Annotated in this window: 14 protein-coding genes; 9 read left to right on the plus strand and 5 right to left on the minus strand. The window is 66.5% G+C overall.

The window, feature by feature from the left end; all coding sequences use genetic code 11:
- The first annotated feature begins 1 nt into the window (after position 1).
- A complete protein-coding gene (gene mutS / locus EDC31_RS02125; protein WP_243697788.1) occupies positions 2-2,677 on the plus strand; it encodes a DNA mismatch repair protein MutS in 2,676 nt (891 codons plus the stop codon).
- A gap of 61 nt (positions 2,678-2,738) precedes the next feature.
- The gene (locus tag EDC31_RS02130) at positions 2,739-5,543 is read left to right on the plus strand and encodes a [protein-PII] uridylyltransferase (RefSeq protein WP_042057636.1); all 2,805 of its coding nucleotides are present in this window, start codon (positions 2,739-2,741) and stop codon (positions 5,541-5,543) included.
- Here EDC31_RS02130 and EDC31_RS02135 read toward each other — a convergent pair.
- Positions 5,520-7,238, minus strand: a complete 1,719-nt coding sequence (locus tag EDC31_RS02135; protein ID WP_052511811.1) for a tetratricopeptide repeat protein — start codon at positions 7,236-7,238, stop codon at positions 5,520-5,522. The two genes, EDC31_RS02130 and EDC31_RS02135, sit on opposite strands and share 24 nt — an antisense overlap.
- Before the next feature lie 128 nt (positions 7,239-7,366).
- Between EDC31_RS02135 and EDC31_RS02140 the strand changes: the two genes are divergently transcribed.
- From EDC31_RS02140 to EDC31_RS02165, 6 genes are all read left to right on the plus strand, one after another.
- On the plus strand, positions 7,367-7,669 hold the full coding sequence (locus tag EDC31_RS02140; RefSeq protein WP_042057637.1) for a hypothetical protein: 303 nt from the start codon (positions 7,367-7,369) through the stop codon (positions 7,667-7,669).
- 136 nt (positions 7,670-7,805) lie between these two features.
- Positions 7,806-8,777: an L-dopachrome tautomerase-related protein gene (locus EDC31_RS02145; protein WP_052511815.1), complete on the plus strand. Its 972-nt coding sequence runs from the start codon at positions 7,806-7,808 to the stop codon at positions 8,775-8,777.
- A gap of 43 nt (positions 8,778-8,820) precedes the next feature.
- Positions 8,821-10,215, plus strand: a complete 1,395-nt coding sequence (gene thrC / locus EDC31_RS02150) for a threonine synthase (protein ID WP_042057639.1) — start codon at positions 8,821-8,823, stop codon at positions 10,213-10,215.
- Positions 10,216-10,309: 94 nt separating this feature from the next.
- Entirely contained in the window at positions 10,310-11,578 is a 1,269-nt protein-coding gene (locus EDC31_RS02155; protein ID WP_261753694.1) for a M16 family metallopeptidase, read from the plus strand.
- On the plus strand, positions 11,575-12,918 hold the full coding sequence (locus EDC31_RS02160; protein ID WP_042057641.1) for a TldD/PmbA family protein: 1,344 nt from the start codon (positions 11,575-11,577) through the stop codon (positions 12,916-12,918). The genes EDC31_RS02155 and EDC31_RS02160 overlap by 4 nt, the downstream gene beginning before the upstream one ends.
- Before the next feature lie 26 nt (positions 12,919-12,944).
- On the plus strand, positions 12,945-13,832 hold the full coding sequence (locus tag EDC31_RS02165) for a Tim44 domain-containing protein (protein WP_042057643.1): 888 nt from the start codon (positions 12,945-12,947) through the stop codon (positions 13,830-13,832).
- Positions 13,833-13,942: 110 nt separating this feature from the next.
- Here the strand turns inward: EDC31_RS02165 and EDC31_RS02170 are convergent, their stop codons facing one another.
- Genes EDC31_RS02170 through EDC31_RS02180 form a run of 3 tightly spaced genes read right to left on the minus strand, consistent with a single transcriptional unit; the run spans position 13,943 to position 16,811 of the window.
- Complete coding sequence (locus EDC31_RS02170; protein WP_408735056.1) at positions 13,943-14,920, minus strand: heme o synthase; 978 nt, start codon at positions 14,918-14,920, stop codon at positions 13,943-13,945.
- Entirely contained in the window at positions 14,884-16,122 is a 1,239-nt protein-coding gene (locus tag EDC31_RS02175; protein WP_042057647.1) for a heme-copper oxidase family protein, read from the minus strand. Before EDC31_RS02175 ends, EDC31_RS02170 begins: the two co-directional genes overlap by 37 nt.
- A 17-nt stretch (positions 16,123-16,139) precedes the next feature.
- Positions 16,140-16,811: a class I SAM-dependent methyltransferase gene (locus EDC31_RS02180; protein ID WP_042057689.1), complete on the minus strand. Its 672-nt coding sequence runs from the start codon at positions 16,809-16,811 to the stop codon at positions 16,140-16,142.
- A 223-nt stretch (positions 16,812-17,034) separates the two neighbouring features.
- On the opposite strand from EDC31_RS02180, the gene EDC31_RS02185 reads away from it, so the two are divergent.
- Complete coding sequence (locus EDC31_RS02185) at positions 17,035-17,247, plus strand: hypothetical protein (RefSeq protein WP_132126889.1); 213 nt, start codon at positions 17,035-17,037, stop codon at positions 17,245-17,247.
- Positions 17,248-17,267: 20 nt separating this feature from the next.
- Here the strand turns inward: EDC31_RS02185 and gshB are convergent, their stop codons facing one another.
- Complete coding sequence (gene gshB / locus EDC31_RS02190) at positions 17,268-18,257, minus strand: glutathione synthase (RefSeq protein WP_042057650.1); 990 nt, start codon at positions 18,255-18,257, stop codon at positions 17,268-17,270.
- Positions 18,258-18,315: the final 58 nt, after the last annotated feature.

Genomic DNA, 18,315 nt, shown 5'->3' on the forward strand with positions numbered 1-18,315 from the left:
AATGACCGCGCCCATTCCACCCTCTCCCTCTCCTGAGGGCGCGACTCCGGCCATGGCGCAATGGTTCGCCCTCAAGGCTCAGGAGCCCGAATCCCTGCTGTTCTTTCGCATGGGCGATTTCTACGAACTCTTCTTCGGCGACGCCGAAGCCGCCGCCACGGCGCTCGACATCGCCCTCACCACGCGCGGCCAGCACGCCGGCCAGCCGATTCCCATGTGCGGCGTGCCCGTGGCGGCGGCCCAGGCCTATCTCGCCCGGCTGATTCGGCACGGTTATCGCGTGGCTGTGGCCGAACAGACACAGTCTTCCCCCAAAGCGGGTGGAAAACCTCTGAAAGGCCCCCTGTCCCGGGCGGTCATTCGCGTCATTTCTCCCGGCACGCTGACCGAGGACGAACTTCTCGACGCCCAGCGGCCCAACCTGCTCCTGGCGCTCGCATCGCGGCCCGGACGGGGCGATAGCGCCGCCGCGCATGTCGGCGCGGCCTGGATCGACATCTCCACAGGTCTTTTCGAGACGCAAAGCCTCGAAACCGAAGCCCTGCCGGAACTCCTCGCCCGGCTCGACCCGGCCGAAATCCTGGCCGACGACGCTCTGGTGCCGCCTGAGTTCCTGCCGCGCCTCGCTCCCCCTGCCGCCCCGCTGCGCGCCGACGCGGCAGAACGTGTCGTCGCGGAGACGTTCGGCGTCCCGCAGATCGGCGTGTTGGGCGAGTATGCAACCGAGGAAATCCTCGCCTGCGCCGCCATCCTGACCTATGTGCGGCGCAGTCAGGCAGGGACGATTCCACGCCTCGCCCGTCCGACGCCGTTGGGGGAGCGCGGCACGCTGGGCCTCGATCCCGCCACGCGGGCCAGTCTGGATTTGTTGCAGGCGCGTGACGGAACGACGGAGCACACGCTTTTCGCCGCCGTTGATCGAACGGTCACGGCAGCCGGCGCACGGCTTCTGGCGAGCTGGATCGCGGGACCCAGCACGGAACGGACACTGATCCTCGACCGGCAGGAGGCCTGGCGCTGGCTCGCCGCAGCACCGCCGTTACGCGCCGCGCTCGCCGGATTGCTGCGCCGGGTTCCCGATATGGAACGCGCGCTCGGCCGCCTCTCCGCAGGACGCGGCCAGCCGCGCGATCTGGCCGCGATCCGCGATGCGCTGCTCGCGGCGAATGCCTGCGTGGACATGCTGCGGCCGCAATGCGACGACCACACGCCGAAGCTGATCCGCGCCATTCTCGGCGGTCTGTTCGGCCGGGCCGACGCTCTTCTGGCCCAGCTTGAAGCCGCGCTGGCCGAAGCACTTCCCGCCCGGCTCGACGACGGCGGCGTCATCGCGCCGGGTTTCGACGCCGACCTGGATCGCTATCGCGCCCTGCGCGACGACAGCCGCAAACACGTCGCGGCGCTGCAATCCCGCTACGCCGCGGCCTTTGGCCTTTCCAACCTCAAGATACGCCATCACGCGCAACTCGGCTTCGTCATAGAGGTTCCCGCCGCCGCCGCCGCCCGTCTGCGCGACAGGCCGGAGGTGACCCTCCGGCAGGGAACGGCGAGTCTCGCCCGGTTTTCCACCGGCGAGCTGGCGGAGCTGGACCGCGCGATCCTCGAGGCGGGCGAACGCGCGGCGACGCTGGAGCGGCAGATCTTCAACGGTCTGGTGGCGCAGACGATCGGCATCGCGGCGCTGCCGGAAATCGCGCGGCTGTTCGCTCTGGCCGACGCGCTGCAATCCGCCGCAGCAATCGCGCAGGGCGGCGACTGGTGCTGCCCGGACATCACTGAGGACCAGAGTTTCGAGTTGCGCGCCTGCCGCCATCCGGTGGTGGAGGCCGCTCTCGACTCCGGCGCGCGCTTTGTGCCGAATGACTGCGCTTTGCCGCCCGATCGCCGCGTCATGCTGCTGACCGGCCCGAACATGGCGGGCAAATCCACCTTCCTGCGCCAGACGGCGCTGGCCGTGATCCTGGCCCAGGCGGGCCTCCCCGTCCCCGCCGAAAAGGCGCGGATCGGGCTGGTGGATCGTCTCTTTTCCCGTGTCGGCGCCGCCGACGATCTGGCGCGCGGACGCTCGACCTTCATGGTGGAGATGACCGAGACGGCGGCGATCCTGCGTCAGGCGGGGCCGCGCTCGCTTGTCGTCGTGGATGAGATCGGGCGCGGCACCGCGACGCTGGACGGGCTCGCCATCGCCTGGGCGACGCTGGAAAGCCTCCATTCCCAACTCGGCGCCCGCACGATTTTCGCCACGCATTTCCATGAACTCGGCGCGCTCACGGATTCCATGCCCCGTCTCACGCCCTACACGATGGCGGTGCGGGAATGGCAGGGGAAGGTGATCTTCCAGCACGAGGTACGGCCCGGCGCGGCCCGCAAGAGCTGGGGCGTGCATGTGGCGCAACTCGCGGGCGTGCCACCGCCAGTCGTGCGCCGGGCGGCGCGATTGCTGAGCGCGCTCGAACGCGATCACGCGCAGATGCGCCCGTCCCTGCCGCTCTTCGACGACACGGCGAGAGCGGAAGAAGACGAGACGGGCCAGGAGCGCGACAGGGCACCCCCGCCGGATCGGCTGCGGGAAGTGGTGGAGCGCATGGACCCCGATGCGATGTCACCTCGCGAGGCGCTCCAGACGCTTTACGATCTCAAGAAACTCCTGCTTGAACAGAATGGGCCTTTGGCGTGAGGATGGCCGACGCTCTGCCCTGTCCCCTGATCCCCTTGCCCGGCATGACTGACGGAATTTGATGCGCGACCCGATCTCGACGAATGCAAACGACATGCGGCACCATCTTGCCACGGCGATGACCGCGGCGGGCGGCGTGGGGGAAATCGCGAGAGAGGAGGCGATCGGCATTTTCCGTCGCCATCTCGGCCGTCATTATGGCGAGATCCGCCGTCTGTTCGAGACGCGGAAAATGAAGGGAATCGCTGCGGCCGGAACGCTGGCGGCCCTGACCGACGGCGTCATCGCGACGCTCGCGCAGTTCGTCAGCACGAAGCACGGCGCGGCGGACGCGCCCTCTTTCTGCATCTGCGCCACCGGCGGCTACGGCGCCGGGCTGCTGGCCCCGTTCAGCGATATCGACCTGCTGTTCCTCACGGTCGATCCGCTGACGCCGGACGTCACGGCGCAGATCGAATATATCCTTTATTTTCTGTGGGATCTTGGCCTGCGCGTCGGGCATGCCACGCGATCCGTCGAAGGCTGCTTGCAAGCGGCGGCCGATGATCTGACCATTCGCACGACATTGCTCGACGCGAGACGGCTTTGGGGATCTCGCGCGCTCTACGAGGAATTCGGCCAGCATTTCAATCCCGACCGGGCGGCCGCCGCAACGTTCATCCGCGAGAAGATGAACGAGCGCGAGATGCGCCATCTGAGGTTTTCGGCCAATCCGCATATGGTCGAGCCCAATGTGAAGGAAGGGCCCGGCGGCCTGCGCGATCTCCAGACGCTGAACTGGATGTGCCGCGCGGCACTCGGGCCGTCCGGCCTCAACCCGGCGGCAACGCAGGATGATCCGGTCTTCACCTCCTGCGGCCTTCTGACGGCGCAGGAGGCCAATCGCGCCCGTCGCGCCTGGAACTTCCTCTGGACGGTCCGCATCCATCTTCATTACATCGCGGGCCGCGCCGATGAGCGCCTCCTGTTCGACATGCAGCCCGTCGTCGGCGGTCGTATGGGATATACGGGTCACGGACGCCAGGTCGGCGTCGAACGGTTCATGCGGCATTATTTCCTGACCGCCCGCGAGGTCAGCCGCCTGACGCAGGTGCTCGAACCGGCCATCATGGGACATCTCCTCGGCCTTCCGGCGCCGGACCCCGTCGGCGAGAGGCTCGCGGCGGAACTGGACGCCTGCGACGGGCAAATGCTGGAGGGACAACTCGCCCCGAAGCCGGATAACCGTTTCGAGACCGAGCCGGGCCGCATGATCGCGCTGCTCGATTGCGCGCGCCGACACGGGCTGCGACTCCACCCTCTGGTCCGGCAGCAGCTCATCCGGCATGAACGCCAGGGAATCGCCCTGCGCGCCGATCCTGCGGCGACGCGCATCGTCGCGAGCCTGCTCTGTCAGCCTACAGGCGCGGAGGAGGCGGAGGATCGCGGGATCATGTCCAGCGGCGCCGACTGGGCGGCGTTATTGAGCGAAACGGGGCTGCTCGGCGCGCTTCTGCCCGACTGGTCCCGCATCGTCGGACAAATGCAGTTCGACACCTACCATATCTATACGGTCGATATTCACAGTATCGAGGCGCTGAGAGTCCTCGGGCTTATCGAACAGGGAAAGATGGCGGATGAAATTCCGCTCGCCTATACGCTGGCGCATGACATCCAGTCACGCCGCGCGCTGTATATCGCGACGCTGATCCACGATATCGCGAAGGGGCGCGGGGGCGATCATTCCGAACTCGGGTCCGAAGTCGCGCTCCATCTCTGTCCCGCCCTCGGCCTCGACATGGAGGAGACCGAAACCGTCTCCTGGCTGGTCCTGCATCATCTGCTGCTCAGTCAGACGGCCTTCCGGCGCGATATCGACGATCCGCGCACCATCCTCGATCTCGCTGACACCATCCAGTCGCCCGAACGCCTCCGCCTCCTGTTCCTGCTGACGATCGCCGATATGCGCGCCGTCAATCCGACGGTCTGGAACGCGTGGAAGGCCACATTGCTGCGCGAAATCCACACCCGCGTCGCGGAAGTGCTCGAAGGCGGAATGGCCGCGGAAGAGCGCGACGTGCGTGTGGAACGGGCCAAGGAACTGGCGCGGGACGGCCTGGTCAAGCAAGGCCTGTCCAAGGAAAAGATCGAGCATTTCCTGAATCTCGGCTATGCGGGATACTGGCTCGGCTTCGATGCCGACACTCATATGCGCCATGCCCGGCTCGTCATCGAGTCCGATATCGACGACGCCCCGCTGACTATCGAAGCCCTGCCCATCCCCTCGCGGGACGTGACGGAAATCACGATCCTGAGCGCCGATCATCCCGGATTGTTCAGCCGTATCGCCGGCGCATTGGCGGTGGCAGGAGCCTCCATCGTCGATGCGCGCATCCATACATTGTCCGACGGCATGGCGCTGGATACGTTCTGGGTGCAGGACCCGTTCGGCAGCGCCTTCGAAACGCCGCAGCAATTGACGCGGCTGCATACGCTGGTGGAACAGTCCCTGGCGGGCAAGCTGAATGTGGACCGCGAGATCGAGCGCGCGAACATTCATCGTCATCCGGGACGACGCGTGCGCGCCATCCATGTCCCGCCGCGCGTGGTGATCGACAACAATGCCTCGGACCGCCATACCGTCATCGAAGTGAACGGTCGGGACCGCGCGGGCCTTCTGCACGACGTGACCCAGGCGATCAGCGAGCAGTCACTGCAAATCGCCTCGGCCCATGTCACCACCTACGGCATTCGCGCGGTGGATGTCTTCTATGTGCGGGATCTGTTCGGGCTCAAGCTGACGGATGACAAGCGCATCGCGGCCGTGCGCGCCGCGATTCTCGATGTCCTGCGGGAGCGCGATTCACTCACGGTTTCCGCCGCCTGAAAACGCCGCGAGTTCCTGCCCGATGCGCCGGATCAACCCGTTCCAGCATGTCGGCGGGGGCTCGAGCGTATCGACGTTGAAAATCCGAACGGAGCGATACCAGCGCGGCCCGCGCCACCGCCAGTCGCCCCCGAGGCGATTGAGCAGCCACGCAGGATGTCCCATGGCCCCCGCGAGATGAATCACCAGGCTGTCGACACCGATCACCAGATCACACCCGGCGATCGCGTCCGCCAGATCGCCGAGATCATCCAGCGGCGGACAGATCATGCCTCCTCGGCTCTCCGGCGACGCGTCCTTTTGCAGACAGACGAACTCTATCCCCGGCACGGCGAGAATCGGCGCGAGTTGATCGAAATCGAGCGAGCGCCGTGCATCGAAGCGATAGGTGGGATTGCCTGCCCAAGACAGACCCACCCGCCTGCGCCGTGCTGATGGTGAGAACGGGACATCCAGATACGGCGCATCGGCGGGAGGGCCGTTCAGCCCGAGCAGAACGGGGAGACTCAGCAAGCCGGCGCGCGCGCCCGTTCCGCGCCCCACACGCACGCGGCCATCCGGCACGTCGCGCATGGCCGGCATCCGTTCAAGCAACGGCACGACCTGCTCCGGAAGATCCAGCATCAGGGGCGCCCTTTCGGCCGCCATCGGAATGAAGCGCAAGAACTGGATCGTATCGCCCAAGCCCTGCTCGGCATGCACCGTCACGACCTGGTTCGTCGGCTGGCCGTCCCATGTCCCGCCGTCAGCAGGTCGTGCGCCCGGAAGCGCATGCCGTTCTTCGAAGCGTTTCCAGCCGCGCGCCATAGTCCCGCGCCCGAGATCGATCGTACCCAATGTGAAGAGCGCACGGGCCGTTTCGACAGGATTTTCCATTTCCACGACCTGATGCAACAGGCGCTCGGCGGCGTCATATTCGCCATATTCCGCCAAGCAGGCCCCCTTGCTGTTCAGAACGCGCGCATCCTGCGGCGCATCGGTCAGAGCTTCGTCGAACGCCGCGACGGCCTGCTGATAAAATCCGAGCGCTGTCAGGGCGATCCCGAGATTATGGACCGTCTCGACGCTGGGGCGTCCCAAATTCACCGCGTGTTCAAGCACCGTTCGGGCTTCGCTGAACGCCGCAACCTCGATGAGCGTCGCTCCGAGATTGGCCCAGGCCGCCGGATCGTTCGGGAGAAGGCGGCAAATGACCCGAAAATGCGGCAGGGCAAGGGAAAACGACCGATTTTCAAAATAATGGACCGCCAGAGCCTGTCGCACGCCGACATCCGCCGGAGCGAGGTCCACCGCCCGAGTGAACGCCGCCTCGGCCTCCTCCCGGCGATTCAGCCGCACAAGGCTCTGCCCGAGACGGGCGTGAGCATACGGATCGCCCGGGCGAAACATGACGGCGACCGCGAGGGCAGCCCGCGCGGCTTCGTCATGCCCCGCGCCGCTTAACGCCTCCCCGAGCGTACGATGGAAACGCGATGTCTGTTCATGAGTGAGCACCGGAACGGCGATCGCCTGCCCGGCGTGACCGATCGCGAGGCCGGGCAAACCGCGCGCCAGCGCCACGCAGGCGAGGCCGTGTATCGCCTCCGCATGGCCGGGCCTTTCCCGGAGAGCCATAGTGAAACAGGCTTCCGCTTCCGCCAGATTCGCGTTGGCGATATGGGAAAACCCGGCCGCGATCGCATCACTGTCAGCCATGCCGCTCCTCACGGTTCGACGCGTCCGGACTCCTCATGATTTCTTCGGGCCCGTTTACGATTGATTCAGATTTATGTCGGACACTCAACGCCTGCTGGCTCTCAGCAGAAGACGAGGGGAACCGATCGATGCATGTCGAGCAAAGAACGGGCTCAATCCCGGGGATAGTGTTCGCCACGGTCCGGCATGGGTCAACAGCCAGAACGATCACCGTCTCTGTTGCGCGCACGGAGACCGGCCGCTTCGTGGCCAAACTTCCGTCCGGCAAATGGAGTATCGAATGCATGACCGCGGAGAACGCCATTCTGATGCACGCCGCGCTGATCTTTCCCATAGAGATCGAATCGGCGCCATGGCTCGCGAATGCGCAGAAATGCCCGATCACGAAAAACACACTCTCCGCGACAAAAACGAAGAATCTCGCTTCCTGACATCCATGAGACGCGGCGCCATAACCAGACACAAGAGGGAGAGCCTTGCGTTCGATCCCGAACGGCGCGAGAACACGCCATGCCCGCCTCGCCTTCTCGTCCTTTGTCCCGCCGTGCGGCCTTGCACGGAGTGGGCGTGACTCTGGGAGCAGGCCTGCTTGCCAGACCCCGCCCCGCCCGAGCGGATCGTCCCTGGGCAGAGGCCGGACAGCGCGCCTCGATCATCGACACCCGGACCCTGCCGCCAGGGTCCGATCCATGGCGCGCCGTCGCCGCCGGCGAGGATGGACGGCTGATCGGGCTCGCGGCGAAAGGCGACACGACAGGCCTCCAAAGCCTGGATCAGCAAGGACATGTCACCTCATTCGATCCCGGCATCGTCGCGCCTGACATTCTGACGGTCGGCGGGGATGGGGGACTCTGGTGCGTCAGCCAGGGAAAGACCGGGAACGGCACCAGTCTTCACCTCCTCGACCGCGCGACTTCACGCGTGCGGGATAGCTGGCCGTTGCCTGCCGCGCTGCTCAGACCCGCCTCTCACCTCAGTGCGATGGCCGTTCATGGGCCGCTGATCTATCTGGCGGATGACGGTGTCCCCGCCCTCATCGTCTTCGACCGGCGAAACAATGCCGGACGGCGACTTCTGGAAAACAATCCCAGCCTTCGCGGTCGCCGGGCGACCGTCATCGGCGGCGTGACGCAGATGCGCGACGGGCATGTGCTGGAACGCGACGTCGCGATGCTCGCCCTGTCCCCCGACGGAACATGGCTGTTCTACCAGCCGCCGTGCGGCCCGCTCTATCGCATTGCGACGGAGCTGCTGACGGACCCCTCCATCGGGCCCGTCGAGCAACTGGACGGCTCCGCCGAATGGCGCGACACGCCGACATTGAGCGGCCTGGTCATGACGCCGCGCGGCACGTTGCTGATGATGGACGTCGCCGAGGGCCGTCTTCTGAGTTTCTCCGCCGCGCGCGATCCCCTCTGGCTGCTTGCCGATCCTCGCCTCGCCGGGGCCGGCGCGCCCTCACTCGACACCGACGGCACAGTGCTGGTCCCGATTGCGGCGGGCCCCGCCGTGCTGAAGATTTCCTGCCCCGGTACCTGACGCAACGCTCCACGCATCCGCCCAGCCATGTTATGAGCCTCATATGCGGTACATTTCGACACGCGGGGACGCCCGCCCTCGCTCGTTTTCCGATTGTCTTCTGGCCGGTCTCGCGGAGGATGGCGGCCTTTACATGCCGGAATCCTGGCCCCATTTCCCGGCAACGGAATGGCGCGCGTTGCGGGGCCTGCCCTATCCCGAACTGGCGGCACGCGTCATCGCGCCGTTCGCGGCCGGATCGCTCGACCTTCCGACGCTGGAACGGCTCTGTCACGAGGCTTATGCCGGGTTCGACCATGCCGCGATCGCGCCTCTGGTGGAGATCGAGAACGGGCTGTTCGCGCTCGAACTCTTCCACGGTCCGACCCTCGCCTTCAAGGACATGGCGATGCAGTTGCTGGGGCGGCTTTTCGACCATGTCCTGACCGAACGCGACGAGACCGTCACCATCGTCGGCGCGACTTCCGGAGACACCGGCTCGGCCGCCATCGAGGCCTTCCGCGGCAGCGCCCGCGTCTCCGTCGTCATCCTGCATCCGCAAGGCCGCACGTCCGAGGTGCAGCGTCGCCAGATGACCACCGTCCGGGACGCCAATATCCACAATATCGCGCTCGACGGCACGTTCGACGATTGCCAGGACATGGTGAAGGCCATGTTCGCCGATCTCCCCTTCCGGGACGAGGTGAGGCTTTCGGCGGTCAATTCCATCAACTGGGCGCGCATCGCCGCGCAGATTCCCTATTACGTCCGCGCGGCGCTCGCCTTCGGCGCGCCGGAAAATCCGGTCTCCTTCGCCGTACCCACTGGAAATTTCGGCAACGTGCTCGCGGCCTGGGCCGCGTCACGGATGGGTTTGCCGGTCCGCCGTCTGTGCATCGGCTCCAACCGCAACGACATCCTGACGCGCTTCCTGTCCAGCAACGACATGAGCATCCGAGGCGTGGAGCCGAGTCTCTCTCCCTCCATGGATATCCAGGTGTCGTCGAATTTCGAGCGCCTCCTCTTCGAACTTCTCGGACGCGACTCCGCCGCCTGCGCCGCGACCATGACGGCATTCCGCAAGACGGGCCACATGGCGATTCCGCCGGCGGCGTGGGAAAAGGCGTGCGAAACTTTCGCCGGGCTCCGGCTGGACGATGACGAGACGCTGGCGGAAATGCAGCGTCTCTTCCGTGAAAGCCGCTACCTCGCCGACCCGCATTCCGCGATCGGCCTCGCCGCCGGGCGCGCGGGGCGCGAGACCGGCGTGCCGATGGCCGCCGCCGCGACGGCGCATCCCGCGAAATTCCCTGACGCCGTGCGCGAGGCGACCGGCATGTCGCCCGCGCTCCCGCCCCGCCTGTCCGACCTCTTCACGCGCGAGGAGCGTTACGTCACGCTGCCGAACGATCTCCACGCGGTGCAGTCGGATATTCGCGCTTTTCTTGCGGCGCGCTAGGATAGCGCTGAGGGTCAAAAGACACGGGGAGGCTGGCGATCACGGCCTCGCCGCCCCATATTCGCCTCTGCCCCTTTTTTCGCAGGATATTTGCTTGAGCACCGATCCGATCTCCGTCACCCGCCTGCCCAACGGCCTCACCATCGTCACCGAGCGCATGACACGGGTGGAGACGGTCTCCTTCGGAGCCTATGTCTCGACGGGCGCCCGGCACGAGAAGGCGACCGAGAATGGCGTCTCCCATTTTCTCGAACACATGGCCTTCAAGGGCACGACGACCCGCAGCGCCGCGCGCATCGCCGAGGAAATCGAGAATGTCGGCGGCCATATCAACGCCTACACCGCCCGCGAGCAAACGGCCTATTACGTCAAGCTGCTGAAGGAGGACCTGCCGCTCGGCGTCGATATCATCGGCGACATCCTGACCCACAGCACCTTCCTCGCCGAGGAGGTGGAGCGCGAGCGCGGCGTCATCCTTCAGGAGATCGGCCAGGCCAACGACACGCCGGACGACATCGTGTTCGACCATTTCCAGGAAACAGCCTATCCCGGCCAGCCCATGGGCCGCGCCATCCTCGGCACCGAGGACCTCGTGGCCGGGATGAGCCGCGAGACGCTCACCGGCTATATGCGCGAGCATTACACCTCGCGGAACATGGTGATCGCCGCCGCCGGCAACCTGCATCACGACCAGGTGCTCGATCTCGTCCAGACTCATTTCCGCGACCTGCCGGACCATGAGACCGCGCCTGCGGCGGAGGCCCGCTATACGGGCGGCGAGCGGCGCGTGGCGCGCGATCTCGATCAGGCCCATATCCTGCTCGGCTTTCCTTCCGCCGCCTATCGCGACCCGGATTATCACGCCGTCATGCTGCTCTCGACCATTCTCGGCGGCGGCATGTCCTCGCGCCTCTTTCAGGAAATCCGCGAGAAACGCGGGCTGGTCTATTCCGTCTATTCCTTCGCGCAACCCTTTCTGGACGGCGGGCTGTTCGCGATCTACGCGGGCACGGGAGAGGAGCAGACGCGCGAGCTCATTCCCGTCGCGCTCGACGAACTGCACCGTCTGCCGCAGGGCATCGCGCCGGAGGAACTGTCCCGGGCGCGCGCCCAGCTCAAATCCTCGCTACTCATGTCGCTCGAAAGCACGGGAAGCCGCTGCGAGCAGATCGCCCGGCAGTTGCAGGTTCACGGCCGCGTCATCCCCACCGCCGAAACGGTGGCGAAGATCGACGCGGTGACGGAGGCCGACATCATCGCCGCGGCCCGACGCATTTTCTCGGGCGCGCCGACGCTGACCGCCATCGGCCCCGTCTCCGGAATGCCCGACCTCGACTCCATCCGCGCGAGACTCGCCGCATGAGCGACGACACGGCCCAGCAACTCCGGGATCTGCTGGAGGCGGCACGCAAGGCCGGGGCGGACAAGGCGGACGCCGTCGCGATCTCCTCCCTCACCGTCTCCGCCATGTGTCGCAAGGGCGTGCCGGAAGGGCTGGAGCATTCGGAAACGAGCTCGATCGGACTTCGCGTCTTCATCGGCCAGCGCGCCGCCACCGTCTCGGCGACCGAACTCGACCCCGCACGCTTCGCCGCTTTGGCGGAGCAGGCCGTCGCCATGGCGCGCGTGCTGCCGGAGGATTTCTATCTCGGTCTGGCCGATCCGGAAGATCAGGGCAGTGTGGACGCAGCGGCGCTCGATCTGGCCGATCCCGGTCCCGCGCCCGATCTCGCCGCCCTGCTCGAACGGGCGCGCGCCGTCGAGGACGCCGCTCTGGCCGTGACGGGCGTGACGAATTCCAGCGGCGCCTCGGCGTCCTATGGACGGAGTCGCGTCACCCTCGCCGACACCAACGGCTTTACCGGCAGCTACAGCCGCACCAGCCACGGCGCGGGCGTCAGCGTCCTCGCGGGCGTCGGCGAATCCATGCAACGCGACTACGCCAGCCACGGAACCGTCCATCTCGCCGATCTCGACGCCCCCGAAAGACTGGGGCGCGAGGCGGGCGAACGAGCCGTGCGCCGCCTCGATCCCGGCAAGCCGCGCACCGGCAGACTCCCCGTGGTCTTCGACCCGCGCGTCTCGGGAAGCCTGCCGGGGCATCTCGTCTCGGCGATCAACGGCGCGGCCATTGCACGCGGCACTTCATTCCTCGCCACGAAAATGGGCGAGGCGATCCTGCCGCAGGGCCTCAGCCTTATTGACGACCCCCTTCGCCCCCGAGGCTTGCGCTCCCGGCCGTTCGACGGGGAAGGCCATCGCGCCTCGGTCCTGGCCCTGGTCGAGAACGGCATCTTGCGCGAATGGGTGCTGGATACGCGCGCGGCCCGTCAGTTGGGGCTGAAGCCGAATGGACGCGCCGTGCGCGGCGTGGGCGCGCCGCCGGGTCCGGGAACGAGCAATCTCTATCTGGCGGGCGGCGCGACTCCGGTCGCGGAGTTGATCGCGGATATCGTCGAAGGTGTGTGGGTGGATGAGCTGATGGGGTCCTCCATCAACGGGCTGACCGGCGATTACAGCCGGGGCGCGTCCGGCTTCATGATCCGCAACGGCCAACTGGCCGAGCCGGTCGCGGAACTCACCATCGCCGGAAACCTTCTGGAGATGTTCCAGTCGCTGCGCGCCGCCGATGATCTCGTCTTCCGGCGCGGCATCGACGCGCCGACGTTGCGGATCGACGGCATGCGGGTCGCCGGCTCGTGACGGACGGAAAGAAGGAGTTATCCAGGATGCGCTTGATCCACGCTCTCGCCGCATTGGCGCTCCTCGCCGGCGCGGGGCTGCACCCGGCCGATGCCCGCCCCGGTCGCGGCACCTCTCTCGGCAGTCGCGGCAGCCGCACCTACAGCCTGCCGCCACCGACCGCGACGGCGCCGAATTTCGTGCGCCCCATGGATCGCAGTCTCACCGCCCGTTCGGCCATGCCCTCCGCCGCACCCGCGACGCCGTATCCGATGAACCGACCCTATGGCATGGTCAACCGCCATCCGTTCATGACCGGCTTCGCCGGGGGTCTTCTCGGAGCCGGTCTCTTCGGCCTGTTGTCCGGCCACGGGCTGTTCGGCGGCGTCCACGGGTTGTTCTCGTTCATCGGCTTTCTGATCCAGATCGCAATCATCGGCGCGATCGTCGTCTGGCTGCTGCGCCGCTTCGGGGGCGGCCGGAGCGCCTCGTCCCCGGGCGCCGGAATGAACCGCGCCCCCTCGGGCGGCGTCACCATCACGCCGGATGATTATCGCGCCTTCGAGCGCCTGTTGCTCGATATTCAGGCCGCGTGGAGCGCGCAGAATCTCCGGGCGCTCAATACGATGGCGACGCCCGAGATGGTGTCCCATTTCAGCGAGCAACTGGCCGATTACGCGAGCCGTGGCGCGCGCAACGTCACGTCGAACGTCCGTTTCCAGCGCGGCGACCTGTCGGAAGCCTGGCGCGAGGGCAATTTGACCTACGCCACCGTCGCGATGCAGTACAGCCTGACCGACGTCACGACGGACATGTTGGGCCATGTCATCGACGGCAGCGCGACCGAGCCCATGATGGTGACGGAACTCTGGACGTTCGTTCGCGCGGACGGGCGCGGCAACTGGATTCTCTCGGCAATCCAGCAGGCGGGATAATCCCCCGCCTGTCGCTCAAAGCCGCAGCAGGCCGATGGTGAAGAGGATTGCGCCCAGCAGGGCGATCCCCGCCGCCAGCCCGTAGATGCGGCCGCGCCGGTTGGCGTCGTTCATGCGAAAAACACCCGATCGACGAGCAGGCCCAGAAAGAGAAGGAACAGATAGGCCAGCGAATAGCGGAAGGCGAACTTTGCCGGACGATCGCCGGTCAGGCTCTCGCCGCGCTCGTTCTGCCGGTCGAACAGCACCCGGAAGGCGCAGGCGATGAAGCCGAGATCGAGCATGACCGCCGTGACCGTATAAACCGGCCCGCAAAGTCGCATCACGCTCGGCACCAGCGTCACGGCGCCGAGGATGAAAGTATAGACGAGGATGTTCCAGCGCGTGTGACGCGGCCCTTTCACGACGGGCAGCATGGGAATCCCGGCGCGCGAGTAATCCTTGCAAGCGTAGAGCGACAGCGACCAGAAATGCGGCGGCGTCCAGAGAAAGACGATCGCGAACATCACGACCGGCAGCACGGCCATGCCGCCCGTCACCGCCGCCCAGCCGATCATCGGCGGGAAAGCCCCCGCCGCCCCACCGATCACGATGTTCTGCGGCGTGCTGCGCTTGAGCCACATCGTATAGATCACGGCATAGAAGAAGATGGAGAAGGCAAGGATGCCCGCCGCCAGCGCATTGCTCGCCAGCCAGAGCACGACGACCGAAATCACCGCCAACACGACGCCATAGACCAGCGCGGAATCGGCATCCATGCGACCGCCCGGTATCGGGCGCACGGCGGTCCGCTTCATCACCGCGTCGATATCGCGGTCATACCACATGTTGATCGCCCCGGCCGCGCCGGCGCCGGCGCAGATGCAGGCCATATAGATCAGCCCCGCCGCAACGGGCGGCCAATGCGGCGCGACGGCCATCCCCGCGACGCCGGTGAATACGACGAGGGAAATCACGCGCGGCTTGAGGAGCGCCAGCCAGTCCCGCAACGCTGACCCCGCCGCGCCCGGTCCGCCAGCGCGTGACGGGGCAGCAATCTCCAGCGCGGCACTCATGCGCGTTCCCTCACATGGCTGAACGCCACCCATGCCACCAGAGGCATGACGATCAGAACCGCGAGGCTGGTCAGTTCCGCTCCGAACTGGCCGAGCACGGGCGACCCCCACAAGGTGCAGACCGTTCCCAGCGCCGCCAACAGCACATGCCCCACTTCGAACCAGCGTGGCGCGTCGAGCCCCATCACCCGGCGCATCCACATGTAGCACCCCCCCAGCCCGGCGAACACCGCGCCGAACAGCACGGCGGAATGGAAATCCTCCAGCCCGGATTGAAAGAGGCGGAAGGCCCAGCCTGCCGAACCCAACAGGAGCGCGCCAATCGCCCAGAGGGCGAAGGGTTCCAGCTCGACCCGCTTGCCCCACATGTCCCGGCACAGAACCGCCACGAATGTCAGAGCTGGCAACGCGCCGAACACGATCTCACTCCAGAACGGATAGGCGGCCCCTTCGAGATAATCATGCGCCCAGAGCACCGGCCCCGGCAACGCCATGACGGCAAGAAGCAGAGGCAGCGCACGCCCCGCGCGCAGAGGCGGCAGCGCCTCGCACGCTGTTCCGAAGGAGAGCACCAGGGCTAGCGCCGTCATCGGCGCCCTGCACTGCGTCAGAAGATGCTGCCATATGGCCGATGACGGCGTTGCCCGCGCCAGGTCGTGCGTCACCTCCGCCGCGATCAGCGGGCAGACGATCACGAGCGCCATCGCTCCGAGCAACTGCGACCACACGAACAACGACAGATCGCCGAAGCGGCCCGGCCGTTCTTCCAGCACCGTGACCACCGTGCCGAGCGCCAGTCCGAAAAGACCGGCGGCCCAGAGCAGTAGCGCCACGCCCATGTAGAGCGCGTCATGGGACGAAATGAACGATCCGACAGGCGACATCAGCATGACGGACAGCGCCAGCATCACCCAGCACACCCGGTCACATCCCGGAAAGACCGGCCCGCCTATCCCGAGCCGGGCGGGCAGTAGCCAGCGGCCGCATCCTCCCAGCAACGCCAGCGGCACGGCATAGAAATCGAGCAGGAAACCATGGCGCAGCAGCAGCGACTCGTCCGCGCCGCCCAGTGCCAGCATGCCGCCGGCCATGCCTGCCAGTGCGGAAAGTCCAAAAAAGAGCGCTCCGTCGGCCCAGCTTGCCGGCCGTGATGCGTCCCCGAGCGAGTTCGCCTGCGTCAAAACCCAGTCCTCGTGATCTGCCGCGCGCCCGTTCGTCCGGTCGCGAGGGGCCATCTCCTCTTCCGCCGCCTTCAGGCCACGAGGGCGGCTTGACCTTCTTTAGTCCCCTCGTGCCGCAATGTCACCAAGGTGAAAAGCCCGGCCGGCGGAACGGGAACGATCTCGGCGCGGGCGAGATCATCCGGCGGCAGGAGCGATTCCATCGCGAAATCAGGATGCCAGCCCAGCGAGCGCGAGGCCCGCGCCATGCCGCGCTCCACGGCGAGTCGCATGCCGCCGCGCGCGAGGAAGTGATTGACGAAGAGAATATGGCCGCCCGGCTTCACCACGCGCTTGAGTTCCGTCAGCAGGCGGCGGGGGTGGGGGACGACCGAGGCCACGAACATGGCCACGGCGATGTCGAAACTCGCCTCGGGAAAGCTCGTCTGCTCCGCGTCCATTTCGAGCAGGTCGTCGATATTGCTCAACCGCTCCCGCACCACGCGCTCACGGGCGCGGTCCAGCATGGCGTCCGAGAGATCGATGCCGGTGATGGATTTCGCGCCACTGTAAAACGGCAGGGCGAGGCCGGTGCCGACGCCGACTTCCAGCACCCGGGCGCCCGGCAGGGCGTTCACCGCCGCCACGGCACGGCGGCGGCCGAAGGCGGAAACCCCTCCGAACACATTGTCATAGACCCGCGCCCAGCGGCGATAGGCCGCCTTGACGGACTCGGCGTCCAACGCAGTGTGCGGCCTGTGCATGCCCAGTTCGCGGTCCTGATCCGGACCGACAGCAGACAACTCAGGTCGTTTCATCGGGCTTCCTTTTCCTGCTCGTGCCGTCATGTTCCTCCGGCCCGCGCGTCCCCGCCGGATGCACAGCGACTACCCGATAAAGAGGCGGCTGGCGAGAGGCGGTTTGCACCCGGGCGGCTCGGGCGGCTATAATTTCCATTCCCTTAGCCTGAGCGGATCACGCGAGACCATGCTGATCACACTTCTCGTCATTCTCTCGGTTCTGGCGTGGGTCTCGATCATTTGCGTCTATTTCCATGCGGAAATCGTCTCGGCCCTGGCCAACCGCTTCAAACGGGACAAGCCTCCCGCCGCTCCCGCCACTATGACCGGAAAACTCCCCGGCGCCCCCCCGCAGGACGCGCCCATCTTCGAACGCGCGCCGACCGGCCGCCAGAACTGAGCGCATTGCGTGGGCCGGCCTCATTCCCGCGCCAGCCGTCTCTCGATCGCGTCCCATATCAACCCGGCGCTGTTGATGCCCTCGAAACGGTCCAGTTCCTGAAGGCCCGTCGGCGAGGTCACATTGATCTCGGTCAGAGACGCGCCGATCACGTCGATGCCGACGAAGATCAGCCCGTTCTCACGCAGATGCGGGCCGATCGTCGCGCAGATTTCCCGGTCCCGCTCCGTCAGCACCGCCCGCTCGGCCCGTCCTCCCACATGCATGTTGGACCGCGCCTCGCCCTGCGCCGGCACGCGGTTGATCGCTCCGATCGGCTCGCCGTCCACGAGGATGATCCGCTTGTCCCCGAACCGCACCTGCGGCTCGTAGCGCTGCGCCATGAGAGGCTCGCGCGAGCGGCTGAAATGCATCTCCAGCAGGGAGGCGAAATTCTCGTCATCCTCGCGGATGCGGAAGATCCCCGCGCCGCCATTGCCGTAGAGCGGCTTGAGGATGATGTCCCCATGCCGGGCGCGGAACGCCGCGATCGCCTGCACGTCCCACGTCACCAGAGTCGGCGGCATCAGCTCCGGGAAATGCATCACCAGCAGCTTCTCCGGCGCATCCCGCACCGAGCGGGGATCGTTCACCACCAGCGCGCGCCCAGGGCCCACCCCATGCACATGCTCCAGCATATGGGTGGCGGTGATGTAACCCATGTCGAATGGCGGGTCCTGCCGCATCAGGATCACATCCATTCCGCCGAGATCGATGAGTTCCTCCGGGCCGAATCGCGCGTGATCGCCCTGGACGCGCTGCACCCGCGCCGGACGCGCCGTCGCCTGCAAACGGTCCGTCACCAGCCCGCCTGCCGTGACCGCGCCCTCGTTCAGCCGGAGGCCGCGCACGTCATACACGAAAAGTTCATACCCCCGGCGCTGCGCTTCGAGCATGAGCGCGAAGGTGGAATCTCCGTCGATATTGACTGACTCAAGCGGGTCCATCTGGACGGCGATACGAAATGTCATGCGGCGATTTCCCTAGGGCGAAGCCCTGCCCTTCTCTCCGGCATCGTCTCTCCGGCCC

Origin of the sequence: Acidomonas methanolica (genome assembly GCF_004346035.1) — a bacterium.
Lineage (GTDB): Bacteria > Pseudomonadota > Alphaproteobacteria > Acetobacterales > Acetobacteraceae > Acidomonas > Acidomonas methanolica.

Bases quoted from the DNA above. Each gene is read 5' to 3' on its own strand.
- EDC31_RS02140 (WP_042057637.1), top strand. From the start codon at position 7,367: ATGCATGTCGAGCAAAGAACGGGCTCAATCCCGGGGATAGTGTTCGCC.
- EDC31_RS02165 (WP_042057643.1), top strand. From the start codon at position 12,945: ATGCGCTTGATCCACGCTCTCGCCGCATTGGCGCTCCTCGCCGGCGCG.
- EDC31_RS02130 (WP_042057636.1), top strand. From the start codon at position 2,739: ATGCGCGACCCGATCTCGACGAATGCAAACGACATGCGGCACCATCTT.
- EDC31_RS02170 (WP_408735056.1), bottom strand. From the start codon at position 14,920: ATGGGTGGCGTTCAGCCATGTGAGGGAACGCGCATGAGTGCCGCGCTG.
- thrC (WP_042057639.1), top strand. From the start codon at position 8,821: ATGCGGTACATTTCGACACGCGGGGACGCCCGCCCTCGCTCGTTTTCC.
- gshB (WP_042057650.1), bottom strand. From the start codon at position 18,257: ATGACATTTCGTATCGCCGTCCAGATGGACCCGCTTGAGTCAGTCAAT.
- EDC31_RS02160 (WP_042057641.1), top strand. From the start codon at position 11,575: ATGAGCGACGACACGGCCCAGCAACTCCGGGATCTGCTGGAGGCGGCA.
- EDC31_RS02180 (WP_042057689.1), bottom strand. From the start codon at position 16,811: ATGCACAGGCCGCACACTGCGTTGGACGCCGAGTCCGTCAAGGCGGCC.
- EDC31_RS02175 (WP_042057647.1), bottom strand. From the start codon at position 16,122: ATGGCCCCTCGCGACCGGACGAACGGGCGCGCGGCAGATCACGAGGAC.
- mutS (WP_243697788.1), top strand. From the start codon at position 2: ATGACCGCGCCCATTCCACCCTCTCCCTCTCCTGAGGGCGCGACTCCG.
- EDC31_RS02135 (WP_052511811.1), bottom strand. From the start codon at position 7,238: ATGGCTGACAGTGATGCGATCGCGGCCGGGTTTTCCCATATCGCCAAC.
- EDC31_RS02185 (WP_132126889.1), top strand. From the start codon at position 17,035: ATGCTGATCACACTTCTCGTCATTCTCTCGGTTCTGGCGTGGGTCTCG.